Origin of the sequence: Amycolatopsis rhabdoformis (assembly GCF_035918295.1) — a bacterium.
Taxonomy (GTDB): domain Bacteria; phylum Actinomycetota; class Actinomycetes; order Mycobacteriales; family Pseudonocardiaceae; genus Amycolatopsis; species Amycolatopsis rhabdoformis.
The window spans coordinates 7,719,121-7,734,799 of record NZ_CP142149.1; the positions used below are offsets into that span (position 1 = coordinate 7,719,121).

The 15,679-nt window shown below is 70.4% G+C and carries 13 protein-coding genes; 5 read left to right on the forward strand and 8 right to left on the reverse strand.

Going from position 1 to position 15,679, the window contains the following annotated elements; translation table 11 throughout:
• Window positions 1-5: 5 nt before the first annotated feature.
• From VSH64_RS35540 to VSH64_RS35560, 5 genes are all read right to left on the reverse strand, one after another.
• On the reverse strand, window positions 6-1,124 hold the full coding sequence (locus VSH64_RS35540; protein ID WP_326567124.1) for an LLM class flavin-dependent oxidoreductase: 1,119 nt from the start codon (window positions 1,122-1,124) through the stop codon (window positions 6-8).
• Window positions 1,121-2,692 (reverse strand): long-chain fatty acid--CoA ligase, encoded by a 1,572-nt coding sequence (locus VSH64_RS35545; RefSeq protein WP_326567125.1) that lies wholly within the window; start codon window positions 2,690-2,692, stop codon window positions 1,121-1,123. Before VSH64_RS35545 ends, VSH64_RS35540 begins: the two co-directional genes overlap by 4 nt.
• The gene (locus tag VSH64_RS35550; protein ID WP_326567126.1) at window positions 2,689-3,732 is read right to left on the reverse strand and encodes an LLM class flavin-dependent oxidoreductase; all 1,044 of its coding nucleotides are present in this window, start codon (window positions 3,730-3,732) and stop codon (window positions 2,689-2,691) included. Before VSH64_RS35550 ends, VSH64_RS35545 begins: the two co-directional genes overlap by 4 nt.
• A gap of 103 nt (window positions 3,733-3,835) precedes the next feature.
• Window positions 3,836-4,834, reverse strand: coding sequence for a phosphotransferase family protein (locus VSH64_RS35555; protein WP_326567127.1), 999 nt, complete (start codon window positions 4,832-4,834; stop codon window positions 3,836-3,838).
• On the reverse strand, window positions 4,831-6,111 hold the full coding sequence (locus VSH64_RS35560) for an acyl-CoA dehydrogenase family protein (protein WP_326567128.1): 1,281 nt from the start codon (window positions 6,109-6,111) through the stop codon (window positions 4,831-4,833). Before VSH64_RS35560 ends, VSH64_RS35555 begins: the two co-directional genes overlap by 4 nt.
• A gap of 229 nt (window positions 6,112-6,340) precedes the next feature.
• Here VSH64_RS35560 and ribB point away from each other — a divergent pair, with 229 nt between their 5' ends.
• A complete protein-coding gene (ribB, locus tag VSH64_RS35565; protein ID WP_326567129.1) occupies window positions 6,341-6,994 on the forward strand; it encodes a 3,4-dihydroxy-2-butanone-4-phosphate synthase in 654 nt (217 codons plus the stop codon).
• Window positions 6,991-7,644, forward strand: coding sequence for an HAD family hydrolase (locus VSH64_RS35570; RefSeq protein WP_326567130.1), 654 nt, complete (start codon window positions 6,991-6,993; stop codon window positions 7,642-7,644). The genes ribB and VSH64_RS35570 overlap by 4 nt, the downstream gene beginning before the upstream one ends.
• Here the strand turns inward: VSH64_RS35570 and VSH64_RS35575 are convergent.
• Window positions 7,634-8,197, reverse strand: coding sequence for a hypothetical protein (locus VSH64_RS35575; protein ID WP_326567131.1), 564 nt, complete (start codon window positions 8,195-8,197; stop codon window positions 7,634-7,636). The genes VSH64_RS35570 and VSH64_RS35575 overlap by 11 nt on opposite strands.
• A gap of 240 nt (window positions 8,198-8,437) precedes the next feature.
• Here VSH64_RS35575 and VSH64_RS35580 point away from each other — a divergent pair, with 240 nt between their 5' ends.
• Window positions 8,438-9,763, forward strand: a complete 1,326-nt coding sequence (locus tag VSH64_RS35580) for an outer membrane protein assembly factor BamB family protein (RefSeq protein WP_326567132.1) — start codon at window positions 8,438-8,440, stop codon at window positions 9,761-9,763.
• 15 nt (window positions 9,764-9,778) lie between these two features.
• Here VSH64_RS35580 and VSH64_RS35585 read toward each other — a convergent pair whose 3' ends face one another.
• Complete coding sequence (locus tag VSH64_RS35585) at window positions 9,779-11,674, reverse strand: FAD/NAD(P)-binding protein (RefSeq protein WP_326567133.1); 1,896 nt, start codon at window positions 11,672-11,674, stop codon at window positions 9,779-9,781.
• A 342-nt stretch (window positions 11,675-12,016) separates the two neighbouring features.
• Here VSH64_RS35585 and VSH64_RS35590 point away from each other — a divergent pair, with 342 nt between their 5' ends.
• Both VSH64_RS35590 and VSH64_RS35595 read left to right on the forward strand, forming a co-directional pair.
• Complete coding sequence (locus VSH64_RS35590) at window positions 12,017-13,276, forward strand: MFS transporter (protein WP_326567134.1); 1,260 nt, start codon at window positions 12,017-12,019, stop codon at window positions 13,274-13,276.
• Between the two features lie 324 nt (window positions 13,277-13,600).
• Window positions 13,601-14,770 carry a GGDEF domain-containing protein gene (locus VSH64_RS35595; protein WP_326838115.1) on the forward strand — a complete coding sequence of 390 codons (1,170 nt, stop codon included), beginning with the start codon at window positions 13,601-13,603 and terminating at the stop codon, window positions 14,768-14,770.
• Window positions 14,771-15,034: 264 nt separating this feature from the next.
• On the opposite strand, the gene VSH64_RS35600 is transcribed toward VSH64_RS35595, so the two are convergent.
• Window positions 15,035-15,679 carry a TetR/AcrR family transcriptional regulator gene (locus tag VSH64_RS35600; RefSeq protein WP_326567135.1) on the reverse strand — a complete coding sequence of 215 codons (645 nt, stop codon included), beginning with the start codon at window positions 15,677-15,679 and terminating at the stop codon, window positions 15,035-15,037.

The window sequence follows — 15,679 nt, forward strand, 5'->3', positions numbered from 1 at the left end:
GGGTTTCAGGGAATGGCAGCGACTTCGGCCCGCAACGCCCGCGGCACGATCGGCGGCCGGTCGCGGAAGCGGGGCAGCACGTGCTCGGCGAACAGTTCCAGCGAGCGCAGCACCTTCTCGTGTGCGAGGCCACCGAAGCGCATCCAGCAGATCAGGTGCTGCAGTCCGGTTTCCTCGTACAGCGTCTCGATCTCGGCGACGAGCCCGGCCGGGTCACCGGCGTACACCACGCCGGCGTCGCGCAGGCCGTCGAGCGTCGGGCCGCCCGCTTCTTCCGACGTCGCCACGAGTTCCGCGTAGCGCTCGTAGGTGTGCGGCGCGTGCGGACCGCTCGGCACGAGGTCGAGCACGTGCCGGTAGTACCAGGACAGCGGTTCCGCGACGTTGGCCAGCGCTTCCTCGGTGGTGTCGGCGAGGTGCACCTGCCAGTTCATCGGGAAGTCGAGCGACAGCGGGTCGCGGCCGCTGGTGATCAGCGAGCGTTTGATGTCCACCACCAGCCGATTCAGCTCCGGCAGTGTCATCAACGTGGGCGTGACCAGCAGGTTGTACCCCTGCGCCGCGGCGAGGTGGAACGTCTCGGGGCTGATCGACGCGACGTAGATCGGCGGCGTCGGACGCTGCACCGGCGTGGGCCGGCAGTCGACCTCGGTGAGGTCGAAGTGCTTGCCGTGGAAGGAGAACGGCTCGCCGGCCTGCTTGCGCCACAGCCCGCGCACGATCTCCAGCGCCTCGTCGAATACCTCGCGGCTCACGTCCTGGCGGTCGCCCACACCCATGTTGTGGAACTCGCCCGGCTGGTACCCGCGCCCGGCCCCGAAGTCGAGCCGGCCGTTCGACAGCACGTCGACCATCGCGTAGTCCTCGGCCACGCGCACGGGCCAGTCGAAGGTCAGGTTGCTCACCGCGATACCGATGCGCATGCGGCTCGTGCGTTCGGCCACGGCGGCGGCCACGACCTGCGGCGACGGCATCGAGCCGTAGTCGCTGCCGTGGTGCTCGGCGAGCCACACCTCGTCGAAGCCGAGCTCCTCGGCGTAGGAGATCTGCGCCAGCATCTCCCGGTACGCGCGGCGGAAGTCGTGGTCGCGGCACTCGAGGACGTAGAAGACCCCGAACTTCATCCGGCACCCCCCGCGGCCACTTTCGCGCGCAGCACCTTCTTGTCGATCTTGCCGACGCTCGTGCGCGGCAGCTCGTCGACCACGAGCACACCCTCGGGCAGCCACCAGCGCGGCACGCGGTCGCGCAGGTCGGCGAGCACGTCATCGGGGGTGTCCGAGCGGCCGGGTTCGAGCACAACGAGCGCGTACGGACGCTCCTGCCAGCGCTCGTGCGGCACGCCGACCACCGCGGATTCGGCCACGGCGGGGTTGGCCGTGAGCGCCTGTTCCAGCGCGACGGAGCTGATCCACTCACCGCCGCTCTTGATCAGGTCCTTGGCCCGGTCGACGATCTCGAGGTAGCCGTCGGCGTCGATGGTCGCGATGTCGCCGGTGCGCAGCCAGCCGTCGGCGAAGCTCTCCGGGTGCTCGTCACGGAAGTACTGCGTGGCGACCCACGGCCCGCGGATCAGCAGCTCGCCGCGCGCCGCGCCGTCGTGGGGCTGGTCCGTGCCGTCTTCGCCGACGAGCCGCCAGCGCAGACCCGGCAGCAGCCGGCCCTGTTTGCGCACCGACCGCCGCCGTTCGGCCGGATCCGTGACGCTCGGCAGCGGCCGGGAGAACGTGCCCATCGGCGAGATCTCCGTCATTCCCCAGCCCTGGAACGCCGGGATGCCCAGCTCCTGCAGGGCCCGCAGCAGCTCGTCGTCCGGCGGCGAACCGCCGAGCACGAGCGCCCGCAGGCTGCTCAGGTCGGCGCCTTCGCGCGCGACCAGCCGCACGAGGTCGGCCGCGACCGTCGGCACCATGCCGGTGTAGGTCACGCCCTCGGCCTCGACGATCGTCGCGATTTCCGCGGGCACCGGGTGCGGGCCGGGCAGCACCTGCTTCGCACCCGTCATGAGCGCGGCGAACGGGATGCCCCACGCGTTGGCGTGGAACATCGGCACCACGTGCAGCACGGTGTCGCGCTCGCTGATCGCGTGGCCGTCGGCGAGGCACGCGGCGAAGGTGTGCAGGTACAGCGAGCGGTGCGAATAGCCGACGCCCTTCGGCGGGCCCGTGGTGCCGGAGGTGTAGCAGAGCGCGGCGAGATCGTTTTCGTCGATCCGCGGCGGGTTTTCCAGCGGTGGACCTTCGGCGACGAGGTCCTCGTACGTGAGCTCGCCGGGCCCGGAGCCGTCCGTCGCGATCACGATCATCGCCGGCCGCTCGGCGCGGGCCACGTCCAGCCGCGGCAGCAACGAGAGGTCGGCGAACACCACCACGTCTTCGGCGTGCCCGAGCACGTACGCGATCTCCGTGGGCTCCAGCCGCAGGTTCACCGTGTGCAGCACGGCACCCGCGAGCGGCACGGCGAAGTACAGCTCGAGGTGGCGGTGGTGGTTCCAGGCGAGGGTGGCGACCCGGTCACCGGGCCGCACCCCCAGCCTCACCAGGGCACCCGCGAGCGAGACGACCCGCTCGTGGAAGTCCCGGTTGGTGTAGCGGTGCGTCTCGGTGGCGCCGCCGTACTCCACGATCTCCTGCGCGGGAAAGAACTCCCGCGCCCGGTGCAGGAGGTCGGTGAGCACGAGCGGCTGGTTCACCCGGCCACCCCCGCCGTTTCCGCTTCGGCCAGGCGCTGGCGCACCTGCGGCACGACCTTGGTGGCGAGCACCTCGATGCGCGCCGAGCCGCTGTCGGTCGGCTCGCCGGGCAGCTGCGCCCAGAAGTGCACGTCCTTGATCTGCGGCTTGTCCTTCAGCAGCGCCGTCAGCTCGTCGACGGCCGTGGCCACGTCCCAGAGCTGGAACGCGCCGCCCTCCACGATCTGGTCCGCGGTCTCGAAGCGCGGCACCACGTCGGGCGGGCCGAACGCGCCCCACTCGATGTAGTTGTTGAGCTGGTACAACGCGTGCTGCCCGATCCGGGCCCACTCGCGCTCCGGGTCGTCGGCGATCACGGCCCACTGCCCGGCGAAGATCTGGCCCTCGGCCGACGATTTGCCCACCCGGTCCAACGCGTCCAAATAGGACTGCTGGTGCACGTTCTGGGTGCTGAGGAACCCGTCGGAAATCCGGGCCGCGCGCTCGATCGCCGGGTCGGCCATCGCGCCGACGAGCAGCCTCGGCGTGACCTCCGGGGTCGGCGTGATCCGCACCGAAGGAAGCGAGAACCGCTTGCCCTCGAACGGTTTCTCCTCACCCGACCACGCCTGGCGGATCACCGCCACGCTCTCCTCGAGCAGACTCGGCCGGTACTTGAGGTTGCGGTCGAACGCCGCGAACTCCGGCGCCCAGTAGCCCTGCCCGAGCCCGAGGTCGAAGCGCCCGCCGGTGAGCAGCGAGAGCGTCGCGGCGTCCTCGGCCAGGCGCACGGGGTTGTGCAGCGGCGCGATCACGAGGTTCGTGCCGATGCGCATGGTCTTGGTGCGCTCGCCGATCGCCGCGGCCAGTGTGTAGGGCGAAGGCGTGTAGCCGTCTTCGCAGAAGTGGTGCTCGGTCAGCCAGACCGAGCCGATCCCGATGCTCTCCGCCCACGCGAGCTGGTCCAACGCCTCGCGGTACAGGGTGGAAAACGGCCGGAACCACTGCGCGGGGTTGCGGAAGTCGTACCAGAGCCCGAAGTTGACGCTTTGCTCGGTCACGCCGTCTCCTTTGTCGACGTAGCTGATGCTTGCTTGCAGCGTGCTCAGGCGGCCGCCCGCGGGCCACCCCCGATCGCGGGGGCCGTTGTGGCTCCCTCCAACGTCACGGCGCGAGCCCGGCCGTGTCCAGCGCTTCGTCGAGCAACGCGGGCACGTCGTGCTCCAGCGCGGCGGCGTACTCGCTGGTCAGCTCACCGGTGAGGTATTGCGACCACGCGGCCTCCACGATCGCGGCGAGCTTGAACAGCGCGAGGCACTGGTAGTAGCGGATCTGCGGGATCGCGCGGCCCACCTGCTGTTCGTAGCGCTGGAGCAGGTGCTCACGCGGCGGCGCGCCGGGTGCGCGGGACACGCCCTGCACGGCCGGCATCGCCGACCCTCGCCCGCCCCACAACGCGAGCAGCAGCCCGAGGTCGAGCAGTGGGTCGCCGATCGTGGCCATCTCCCAGTCGATCACGGCTTTCAGGCGCGGCTCGTGGGCGTCGAACAGGCAGTTGTCCAGGTGGAAGTCGCCGTGCAGCAGCGCGGGGGCGCTCGGCTGCGGCTTGTTGGCGTCCAGCCAGGTGGCGATCTTCGGCATCGCCGACAGCGGCCGCCGCGCGATGCCTTCCCACTGCCGGTACCAGCGCTCCACCTGCCGATCGAGGAAGTTCTCGGGCCTTCCGAAACCTTCCAGCCCGGCGGCGCGCCAGTCGAGCGTGTGCACCGCGGCCAGGGCGTCCACGACCTCGTCGGCCACCGTTTCGATCTGCGGGTACGGCATGGTGTCCGTGATCGACACGGCGTTGCCCACGTGCTCCATCACGAGGAACGGCGCCAACGGCACGCCGGTGTCCTCGCACAGGGCCACGGGCTTCGGCACGCGGACCGCGGTGGGCGCGAGTGCGCTCAGCAGCCGGTGCTCCCGCGCGACGCTGTGCGCCGACTTCGACAGCACGTGGCTCGGCGGCCGGCGCAGCACGTAACTCGTGTCGGAGCCGGTGAGCAGGCACGTCTCGTTGGAGTTCCCGCCGGTCAGCCGCTTGAGCGCCCACGGGCCGGGGTCGCCGGTGTGCGCGGTGAGCCAGCCGGCGAGCGGCCGCTCCAGCGCCTGCGTGGTCACTGCGCCGCCGTGAACTCTTCGAGGCGGTCACGGAACTTCTCCAGCGCCGCGGCCCGCCGGGTCGGCACGTGCTCGGTCGGCACCTTCACCGGCTGGTACGGCTTGAGCAGCCGCCGCGCCACGGTGACCCGGTGCACCTCGTCGGGCCCGTCGTAGATCCGCGCCGCGCGGGCCCAGCGGTACATCTGTTCCAGCGGCATGTCCGTGGAGAAGCCGAGCGAGCCGTGGACCTGGATGGCGCGGTCGATCACGTCGTGCAGCACCGTGGCGCCGTGGTACTTGATCATCGCGATCTCGGTGCGCGCGGCCTGCGCGCCGACCTGGTCGATCTTCCACGCGGTCTGCAGCGTGAGCAGCCGCGCCGACTCGATCTGCGCGGCGCTGTCGGCGACCCAGTTCTGCACGGTCTGCTTGTCCGCCAACGGTCCGCCGTGCACGTCGATGCTCACCGCCCGCTCGCACAGCATGTCGAACGCCCGCCGGCACACCCCGACCCAGCGCATGCAGTGGTGGATCCGCCCGGGCCCGAGCCGCTTCTGCGCCAGCGCGAACGCCTCGCCCCGCTCACCCAACAGGTTCTCCACCGGCACCCGCACGCCCTCGTAGCCGACTTCGCAGTGCGACCAGATGGGGTTCTTGTGGTCCGGGTCGTTCATCAGCCCGATCTCGCGGGTCGTGATCCCGGCCGCGGTGGTGGGCACGATCAGCATCGACATCCGGTGGTACGGATCGGCGTCCGGCTCGGTCACGGCCATCACGATGTGGAAATCGGCGCGCGAGGCGTTGCCGACGAACCACTTCGCGCCGTCGAGCACCCACTCGTCGCCCTCGAGCCGCGCGGTCGTGGTGAACTGCCGCGGATCGGAGCCGGTGCCCTGCTCGGTCATCGAAAACGCCGAGAGCAGCGCACCGTCGAGCAGCGGCCGCATCCAGCGTGCCTTCTGCTCCTCGGTGCCCGCGATCGCCAGCAGCTCCGCGTTGCCGGAATCCGGTGCCTGGCACCCGAACACGTAGGACGCGAACTCGGTGGTCCCGAGGATCTCGTGCAGCAGTCCGAGCTTCACCTGGCCGTAGCCCTGCCCACCGAGGTCGGGCCCGAGGTGCGCGGCCCACAGCCCGTGGTCCTTCACCGCCTGTTGCAGCGGCTTCGCGATCCGGCGGAACCCCGCGTGGTCGAGGTCGAGCACCTCGAGCGGGTAGATCTCGGTGCGCACGAACTCCCGCGCCCAGTCCAGCTTCGCCGCGAACTCCGGTTCCGTGGAGAAGTCCCAGGTCATCTGCCGCCCTTCCGGTTCGCCTACGCACCTCACGCTAGGAAGAGCCCGGCGGCCGAACCAGCCACGCGCCGGTGACCTTTTGTGGATTTCCACAGTGGTTGATCAAGACAGCGCCTGCTCCGGACGGCGCAACCGAGTGCGTCCGGCCGTCACCCGCCCGGGGCCGCTACCCGAAGGTGGAGTGACTCGTCCCGATGAGCGGCACACGGCGACCCTAGAGTCGGCAGCCGTGAGTTCAGCCATGATCCCCGCACAGCTGCGGCCCGACCGCTCGTCCGCGCTGGACACCGTCGCGGCCGCCGTCCTCGACCTGAAGTCCGGCCGGCCGGTGATCGTCGTCGACGACGAAGACCGCGAAAACGAAGGCGACCTCATCATGGCCGCCGAACACGCCACTCCCTCGGCACTCGCCTTCTACCTGCGCCACACCAGCGGCCTGATCTGCGCGCCGATGCCCGCGGAGCTCGCCGACCGGCTGCACCTGCCGCCGATGGTGCAGGTCAACGAAGACCCCGCGGGCACGGCCTACACCGTGTCGGTCGACGCTGCCGCCGGCATCGAGTCCGGCATCTCCGCCGCCGATCGCGCGCACACCCTGCGGGTGCTCGCCGACCCCGCGACCACACCCGGCGCGCTGTGCCGGCCCGGGCACGTGTTCCCGCTGCGCGCCCGGGCCGGTGGCCTCGCCGAGCGGCGCGGCCACACCGAGGCGTCCGTGGAGCTGATGCGGCTGGCCGGACTCGAGCCGGTGGCCGTGATCAGCGAGGTGTGCAACGAGGACGGCAGCGTCGCCCGCCTGCCGCAGCTGCGTGAGCTCGCCGACCGGCTGTGGCTCAGGATCGCCTCGATCGACCAGATCTGCGCCTTCCAGGCGGGCCGGTGAGGCCCACCGCCACCGTCTTCGACCTCGACGAGACCCTCGTCGACAGCGCGGACGCGTGGAACCGGGTTTTCGGCCGGGTCGCGGCCCGGCACGGCGAGCAGTGGACACCGGCGGACTGGGTCGCGATCCAGGGCAAGAGCACCGCGCACTGGTCGGCCCACCTCGCGCGGCGCTGTCCGGACCTCACGCCGGCAACGGCCGTGGCCGAGTGCGTCACCGGCATGGTCGCGGCGCTGGCGGGCGGTGAGTTCGGCCTGCTTCCCGGCGCCGCGGCCCTCGTCGCCACGGCAGCCGAGCTGGGCCCGATCGCGCTGGTCTCGGCCTCGCCCCGGCCCTACGTCGAAGCCGCGATCACCACGCTCGGGCTCCCGTTCACCACCTCGGTGAGCGGCGACGACGTGGTGCACGGCAAACCCGCGCCCGACCCGTACCTGCTCGCGGCACAACGGCTCGGCGTGGATCCCTCGGGCTGCGTCGCCGTGGAGGACTCGAGCTCGGGCATCCGCTCGGCCCACGCCGCGGGGATGACCGTGCTCGCCGTGCCCAATCCGACGGCCGCCGGCGACTTCACGACGCTCGCCCTCGCCGCGCACCAGGCCGCGGACGCGTTCGTCGCGGCGAAGATCGTGGACCAGCTGCTCAGTCGGTGATGTACCACTGGCCGCTGCGGTACTCCAGCGTCGAGTCACCGAGATCGCTGTCGGTGAACTTCACGGCGGCCTTGACCGCGGCGGCCGGGATCTCCACCTTCGTGGAGCTGGACTCGATGACCCGGGCCCGGTCCACGGTCGCGCTGCGCAGCGCCGTCTTCTGCGCCGCGGAGATCATCTGGAACGTGATCGGGAACGTCTTCTCACACGGCCCGAACCCCTCGTCCTCAGCCTTCTTCGCGGCCGGCGCCGCGATCTCGCACGTGGTGGCAAGGTCTTCCTTGCCGACCGCGTGCAGGAAGGTCTCGTAGCGCGCGATCGCGCCCGCCGTCGACTTCTCCGAACCGGACTGCGTCGAACTCGTCTGGGTCGCGGCCGGCGTCGGGGTGGGCGCCTGCGTCTGCGCCGAAGACGACGGCGGCGCGGACGAAGTGGCCGGTGCCGTCGGGATGGCGGACGGAGCCGGCGCGGCCGAGCCCCCGACGCCGCTCGAGCATCCGGCGATCAGCAGGGCAGCACCCGTGGTCAGGACCAGCAGCGTACGAGCGGACATGGGGCACCTTTCGGATCGGCCAGGACATCCGGAGGGTAAGCGACGGCGGACAGCTCGTGGGGCGGAATGGGAAACACTGACGAATCCTCGCTTCCCGGCAGGTTTCACCGTGGGATCTTCGCCTAAACACCGCCCTGAGCAGGAAATAGTGACACATTCGTGTGAACTGCCACATTGCTCGCACCGGCTCCGTTATGGTGCGGCGATCGAAGCAGTGACCTTGGGGGAAGGCGGCCGCACATGCGACGAGCTCTGATTTTCGTGGCGTGTCTCGGGACAGCGATCACGGTCGCCGGCTGCGGCGGCACGACCGACGGCAAGGCTTCGGTGCCGGGTGGCGCGGTGCCCGGCGGCTCGGTGCCGGGCGCGCCGGGATCCACCGAACCGGCGGCCACCACCGCCGATCCGCCGACCGCGTTCGACGCGGCGGCCGGCGTGGGCCTGCCCGCCGAGGCGATGCGCGCCAACCTGGCCGGCAGTGTCGTGTCGCAGTTCATGACCCTGCGCGAGCGCACCGGCTACATCGTCACGCCGACCGCGCTCAACGCGGTGGACGTGCTGACCGGCCGCCAGAAGTGGTCCGTGCCGGTCGCCGGCAAACCGGGTGACCCGTACAACCAGAGCACCCCGTTCGTGAACGAGACCGGACCGCGCCCGCCGGCGGTCGGCGACCGGCTCGCGGTCGGCGCCGTCCCGGTGCGCATGCCGGAACAGGGCACCACGCCGGCCTACATCACGCTGTCGGTGGTCGCCGCGGACAAGACGAGCGGCACCAAGGCCTGGCAGGCGGATGTGAAGGTGTCCGACGACCAGTACGCCGACGCCGGCAACGCCACCACCCAGGTCGTCGCCGTGACCGACCAGGCCGTGGTCGCGACCTACTCCCAGGACGACGACCACATCACGGCCGCACTCGACCCGGCCACCGGCAAAACCCTCTGGCAGCGCAAGGACTACCTGGCCGGCAGCCTCCACGGCACCGTGCTCGTGGGCACCGACTTCAACGTGGCCGAGAACGACTCGATGACCCAGGCCACCGCGCTCGATCTCACCACCGGGCAGCAGAAGTGGATCGGCGCGCGCCAGTCCTACGGGCTCACCATGATCCAGGCCGATCCGGCGCTCGTCGTGGCCAACCGCACCGACTACGGCAGCGGCCACGCCTTCCTGCTCTTCCTCGACCCGGCCACCGGCGCCGAGAAAGCCAAGATCGAAGGCGCGCACGACTTCGGCATCAGCAACTACGGCGATTGCCTCTACGACCAGCAGTCCGTGCTCACGTGCGAGGAGGACGGCGTGCTCACCGGCTACGACGCCAAGACCGCCGCCAAGCTGTGGAGCCTGCCGGACCAGGCCACCAACCGCGTGGCGCCGAGCGTCACCGTCGCCTGGCACGGCGCCCTGTACGGCCGAACCCAAGGCGGGCAACCGATCGTGCTCGACGCCAAGACCGGCAAGGACAAGGCCACCGACAACGTCGGCGCCGCGCCGGTGCTGGTGAGCGCGTACGCCGGCATCGGGGTCGACGACGACGGGGCGCCCAAGGCGTACCCGGTCAAGAAGTGATCGGTCCGCCTGCCGTCACAGCTCCGGCGCCAGCTCCAGCAGTTCCCTGGCCAGAGCGTCGTTCTGCCGGAACATGATCGCGTTGGTCCGGGGCCGGGTGAAGGCCCCGGGCGAGCGGATGCTCGTGTGCACACCCATGGCGAAGCGGCGCGGGTGCGGGGTGCCGGCGGCGTCGAGCAGGCGCGAATCCGTGATGCGCGTGGCGATGCGGCCCGACGGCTGGTCGTCGCCGAGCGCGTCGGGCACGGTTTCCTCGGCGAGCGTGCCGGCGTCGCGCATCTGGCGGAGCAGTTCGTCGTGCACGCGCGGCACGCTCGCGGCCGGCAGCCGCGCCTCGATCAACGTCCGGGCGCGCACCACGTCGGGGAAACTCGAACTCGACGCGGCGAAAACGCCGGCCGATTCGTCGGCCGTCACCTGTAAATCCGCGCCCAGGAAGGAAAGCAGGCCGGCGTCGGCGAGCGCGAGCAGTTCTTCGAGCCGACGCGGCGGCGGACCGCTGGCGTAGAAGGAGAAGAAGCCGTGGAACCAGCCGTCCATGTCGGCGACTTGGGAAGCCGCCGAAAGCCGGTCCGTCATCAGCAATAGCGGCAGCTGGCCCACCACGGACAACAACGCCATGAACGCGCCGAGGTCCGCGCTGAACCGCTGATCGGCGCGCCGCGCGAGGTCGGCCTCGACGTATTTCCGCGCCGCTTTCCCGAATTCCTCCGCGGATTCGAACCGCGCACCGCCGAACGGCCGGTCGAGGCGATCCAGGTCGAGCCGGTCTTCGTCGGCAGGAACGGCGCCGGTGACCAGCGCCGTCATTTCCGGCGTGCCCCAGTCGAGATCCGCGAACCGATCGGCGAACACCGCGAAATCCATGCGCACACACTCGGGATGACCGGTGAACAGCTCCGTGTAATACGCCCACGCCAGCTCTTTCGCGATCAACGGCCACACGTCGGCGCGAAAGTCGAGCTGCCCCGGCTTCGCGCACAGCTTCTCGATCGCGTAGGAATCGAAGAACCTGGGCAGCTGCAACGGTTTCCCGCGCAGCCGGTACCCCGTTTTCGCGTGGTAGGGCACTCCGCGCCGGGAGCCGACGTGCAGCACCGGCTCGGCCCCGCTCGGGTGGTAGCGCAGGCCGCCGCCGGGCAGGTCCTCGAACCGGCCGCCGCGGCCTTCGGTGAGCAGCAGCAACAGGTCCACGAACGCGAGCCCGAACCCGCGCACCAGCACGGGCTCGCCGGCCGGCACGGCGGAGTAGTCGACGTCGGCGGTGTAGCCGGCGGGGTAGTAGGCCAGGTCGTGGCGCTCGGCGAAGGCCGCCAGGGCGTGTTCGGCCGGGTCGGGCCGCGCGTCGAGGTGGCCGACGGTCAGCAGCACGGCGTCGGCCGTGACCGCGGAGCCGTCGGCGAGGCGCACGCGCTGCGGCGGCCCGTCGTCGATCGCGACGGCCGCGCTCGCGTGCTCCACGACCTCGATCCCGTCGGGCAGCTCGGCGAGCACCTGCTCGTAGAACCAGCGCAGGTAGAGGCTCTGCAGCCGGCGGGTGGGGAAGTCGGTGCTCGCGAGCGCGTCGAACTCGGCGCGCAGGTCGGCCGGTACCGGGTGATCGAGGGTGCCGGCACGCACCGCGCGCGCCCACTCGATGAGCGACGGCCCGGGCGCGACCGGGCCGGCCATGCGCACCGAGTCGTCCGTGTACATGGTCACGTCTTCGGGCATCGAGTTCATGCGCAGCAGCGGCGACTGCTCGTAGCGCCACACGCGGCCCGGCCCCACGGGGAACGGGTCGATCAGGTGCACCACGAACCGGCGGTCGCCGAGGAGCTCGGGTGCGTTGGCGGAGAGCCGTTCCAGGACGCCGACCCCGCGAGGTCCGGCGCCCACGACGGCGAGCGTGAACGTCGGGAGATCGACCACGGATTCGAAGCTACGCCGTAAGGAGGCCACGAAGTGGTGCTCCCACAGTGCGGACACGGGTGCAACCGCACTACTCAGCGGAGCATCCGGGCGAGTGTGGTGCAGGCCACATCCCGCTACCCTCGTGATCTTGACGGTGCTCGGCGCTATGGTCTGGACACTCGGAGAACTGTCCGTGACCCGTTGGATACCGGCTAAAGAACCTAGAGATTCACCAACAGCCACGAGACACTGACCTTGGCAACTCACGTTTTGTGATCGGCACGTGACCACGAGGTCCTAAGGTCACCGTCTGGTCACCGTGCGGCACGGTCCGCACACGAATGTCGGGGAGAAGCACGCATGACGGCAGCACCGGGACGGGTCACGTTCCGCGAGGTGTTCGGGGTCGCCGAATTCCGTGCCATGTGGTTCGGCGAACTGCTCTCGATCGCCGGCGACCAGCTGGCCCGTGTCGCGCTGTCCGTGCTCGTCTACGCCTCCACGCAGTCGGCCACGCTCACCGGCCTCACCTACGCGCTGACCTTCTTCCCGTCGCTGCTCGGCGGCATCTTCCTCACCGGCATCGCCGACCGCTTCTCCCGCCGCACGGTGATGGTGGCGGTCGACTCCGCGCGCGCGTGCCTGATCCTGCTGGTGGCCATCCCCGGGCTGCCGTTCTGGGTCCTGTGCGTGCTCGTGGGTGGCGTGTCCCTGCTGAACCCGCCGTTCAAGGCGTCTCAGCTGGCGTTGCTGCCGCAGGTGCTCGAAGGCGACCGGTTCGTGGTCGGCATGGGCATCCGCAGCATGACGGTGCAATCGGCGCAGCTGCTCGGCTTCGCCGGCGGTGGCGCGCTGCTGATCGCGCTCGACCCGCGGCTGGCGCTGGTGCTCGACGCCGCCACCTTCGTCTTGTCCGCGCTGTTCATCCGCTTCGGCGTGAAGGCGCGCCCGGCGGCGGCGAGCGGGGAGAAGCGCAAGCCGTTCCTCGCGTCGCTGAGCGCCGGCGGCAAGGTCGGCTTCGCGACCACCACGCTGCGTTCGCTGATGCTGTTCACCTGGGTCGCCGGCCTGATGCCGGTGTACGAGGGCATCGCGGCGCCGTACGTGGCCTCGTCCGGCGGCGGCCCGGAGGTGATCGGCCTGCTGCTGGCGGCCGACCCGGTGGGCAGCGTGATCTTCACCTTCATCTACACGCGCTGGGTACCGGCCGAGGTGCGGCCGAAGCTGATCGGGCCGCTCACGGCGCTCGCCGCGATCCCGCTGCTGCTGTGTTTCCTGCAGCCGGGGCCGGTCGCGTCGATCATCCTGTTCGTGATCTCCGGCGGTTTCGGCACGATCGCCCTGTTGCAGGCCACCGCTTCCCTCACGGTGGCGGTGCCGGACGAGAGCCGGGCGCAGACGATGGGGCTGTCCAATACGGGTCTCACGACCACGATGGGCGTAGTTCCCCTGATTGGCGGAGTGATCGCGGACCACCTGACGGCGCAAACCACCGTCGGAATCTTCGGGTTGGCCGGGATCTTGATTACGATTCCGCTAACGATCATGTGGCAGCGGGCGCTCGCGGGCCCGGCTGCCCAGGGTACGGCGAAGGAAGCCACACGCGCCGAGCATGCCTGACTGCTCCGCGCGTGGGCTTCTACCTGCGCGACCTTGCGGTGCTACTACCCGGTCACTGGTCCTTAACGCGCATCGCTGGTCACCCTTCATCCGGCGTGTTCGGGAAAAATGTACACACCTAAGGCCCTTGTGGACAGGCGGCAAACGGCCCGAAACTGTGCGTGAGGAGATTGTCACCGGACATTCGCGCAAGGGTTTGGGGGAAAAATGGTCACATCGGGGGAACGTTCGCGGCTGGGCTCTGTCGGTGGTCCCACTCAGTGGGCACTCTGGCGCCGTCCGCCGCGGTGGATCGCGGTCACGCTGACCGCGATGACCACCGCGGTGGTGTGGGCCGTGGTTTCGGCGTTGACCGTGCCCGTGACGGCCGCGCACGTGGGGATCTTCGCGCTGATCACCACGCTCGCGATCACCCAGACCGAGGTGAGCCGGCGGCTCGAGCGCCAGCGCCGCAGCCTCGCCAAGGGCCCGCACGTGAACATGATCTCCGTGTGGCTGCTGCCGGCCGGGGTGCTGCTTCCGGCGCAGCTCATCGCGGTGCTGAGCGTGACCCTGTACGTGTACCTCGCCTTCCGCAGCTGGTCCGGCACTCGTCCCGGTGAGGCACACCGCGTGGCCGCGAACATCACCACCGCCACGCTTTCGGCGTGCGCCGCGGGCCTGACGCTGCTCGCGTTCCCGAGCCTGACCGTGCTCAGCGTGTGCGCCGCGGCGCTCGTGCACTTCACCGTGAACACCGCGCTCACCGGGCTCGGCCTGTACCTGGCCAACCCGGAAGAAGCGACCGTCGAATCGTGCCTCGGCAACATGGACGACAACCTGCTCGAGCTGGCCACCCTGTGCGTCGGCGGGCTGCTCGTGATGGTGCTGAGCCAGGAGCCGCTGCTGTCGGTGCTGGTGATCCTGCCGCTGTACGTGCTGCAGCGCTCGGTGCTGATCAAGCGCCTCGAGGAGCTCGCCACCACGGACCAGAAGACGCAGCTGCTCAACGCCACCACTTGGCAGGACGGCGCGATGCGCGAGGTCTCCCGCGCCGAGCGCGAAAACGGCAGCTTCGGCGCGCTGATGATCGACCTCGACCACTTCAAGTCCATCAACGACACCTTCGGCCACCTCGCCGGCGACGACGTGCTCAAGGCCGTGGCGGCGGTCGTCAAGCAGGAAACCCGTGCTCACGACCTGGTCGGCCGCTTCGGCGGCGAGGAGTTCGTGGCCCTGCTGCCCTCCACGTCGAAGGCGGACGCGATCGTGACGGCGGAACGGATCCGGCAGCGAATCAGCGAGCTCGTGATCCCGACCCACACCAACGAAGGCGCGGCCGTGGAGATCTCCCAACGCACGGCCTCGATCGGCGTCGCATCGTTCCCGGCGGACGGCACCAGCGTCGATGAAGTCATGGCTTCGGCCGACGCCGCCGTGTACGCGGCGAAGCACGGTGGGCGGAACCGGGTGATCGGGGCCGAGTCGTCGGTCCCGGAGCTTGCGGCCGCCTGAGTTTTCGGACCCTGCGGTCGTTGCGGCTTCGCGGTCTCCGGTCTCCGCGCTCGCTGTCGGCCCGAGTCTCCGTCCCGCGTTCGCCGCGGTTCAAGTCTTCGGTCCGAGCTGCGGTTCGAGTCTTCGGTCCCGGAGCTCGTTGCGGCCAGAGTCTCCGCTTCCCGCAGTTCCCGCGCTCACTGCGGTCCGCAGTCTCCGCTTCCCGCGGTTCGAGTCTTCGGAACCCGGCCGGCTACCTCCCCCTAGGCCGGCCGGGTTCCCTCCTCACCGCAACCTCTCGATCACCTCCGCCGCCTGGGTCTGCAGCCTCAGCACCCCACCGACGGTGAACTCCGTGAGCAGATCCACCAACGCGTCCTGGGCCGGTGGTTCCCCTTCCCAGGACACTTGGACCAACGCTTCGGTCATCGCGAAGTACAGCGCCACCAGCGCTTTGTCGGCCCGCCCCGAGTCCACCCCGTAGGCCGCCCACCTCTTCCGGCTGGCCTCGGCGTAGATCACCGCGAGCCGCTCCCGCAGCCTCGTGAGCGCCGGATTCCCCGCCCGCTCGGCCTCCCGCAACACCGGAAACGCCTCCGGCTCCCGCTCCACGAACCGGAACATGTTCGCGTAGTTCGCCCGCGCCCACGCCCGCAACTCCGGCTCGGACGCATCCCGCGCCGGCGCCCCGATCGCCTCGAACGCCCGCTCCTCGACGTCGGCCACCACCTCGGCGAACAGACTCCGCCGCTCCCCGAACTGCTCGTACACGGCCTGCCGCGACACCCCCGCGGCCCGCGCGATCTCCTCGATCGTCGCCGCCTCGAACCCATGCCGCGCCACCGCCTCGGCCGCCGCCCGCAACACCCTCCCCCGCTGCTCGGCGACGGGCAGCTTCCGCGGCCTGCCCCGCTGCACACCGGTCGACAT

Bases quoted from the DNA above. Each gene is read 5' to 3' on its own strand.
- VSH64_RS35540 (WP_326567124.1), bottom strand. From the start codon at position 1,124: ATGAAGTTCGGGGTCTTCTACGTCCTCGAGTGCCGCGACCACGACTTC.
- VSH64_RS35600 (WP_326567135.1), bottom strand. From the start codon at position 15,679: ATGTCGACCGGTGTGCAGCGGGGCAGGCCGCGGAAGCTGCCCGTCGCC.
- VSH64_RS35575 (WP_326567131.1), bottom strand. From the start codon at position 8,197: ATGTCCGCTCGTACGCTGCTGGTCCTGACCACGGGTGCTGCCCTGCTG.
- VSH64_RS35560 (WP_326567128.1), bottom strand. From the start codon at position 6,111: ATGACCTGGGACTTCTCCACGGAACCGGAGTTCGCGGCGAAGCTGGAC.
- VSH64_RS35580 (WP_326567132.1), top strand. From the start codon at position 8,438: ATGCGACGAGCTCTGATTTTCGTGGCGTGTCTCGGGACAGCGATCACG.
- VSH64_RS35590 (WP_326567134.1), top strand. From the start codon at position 12,017: ATGACGGCAGCACCGGGACGGGTCACGTTCCGCGAGGTGTTCGGGGTC.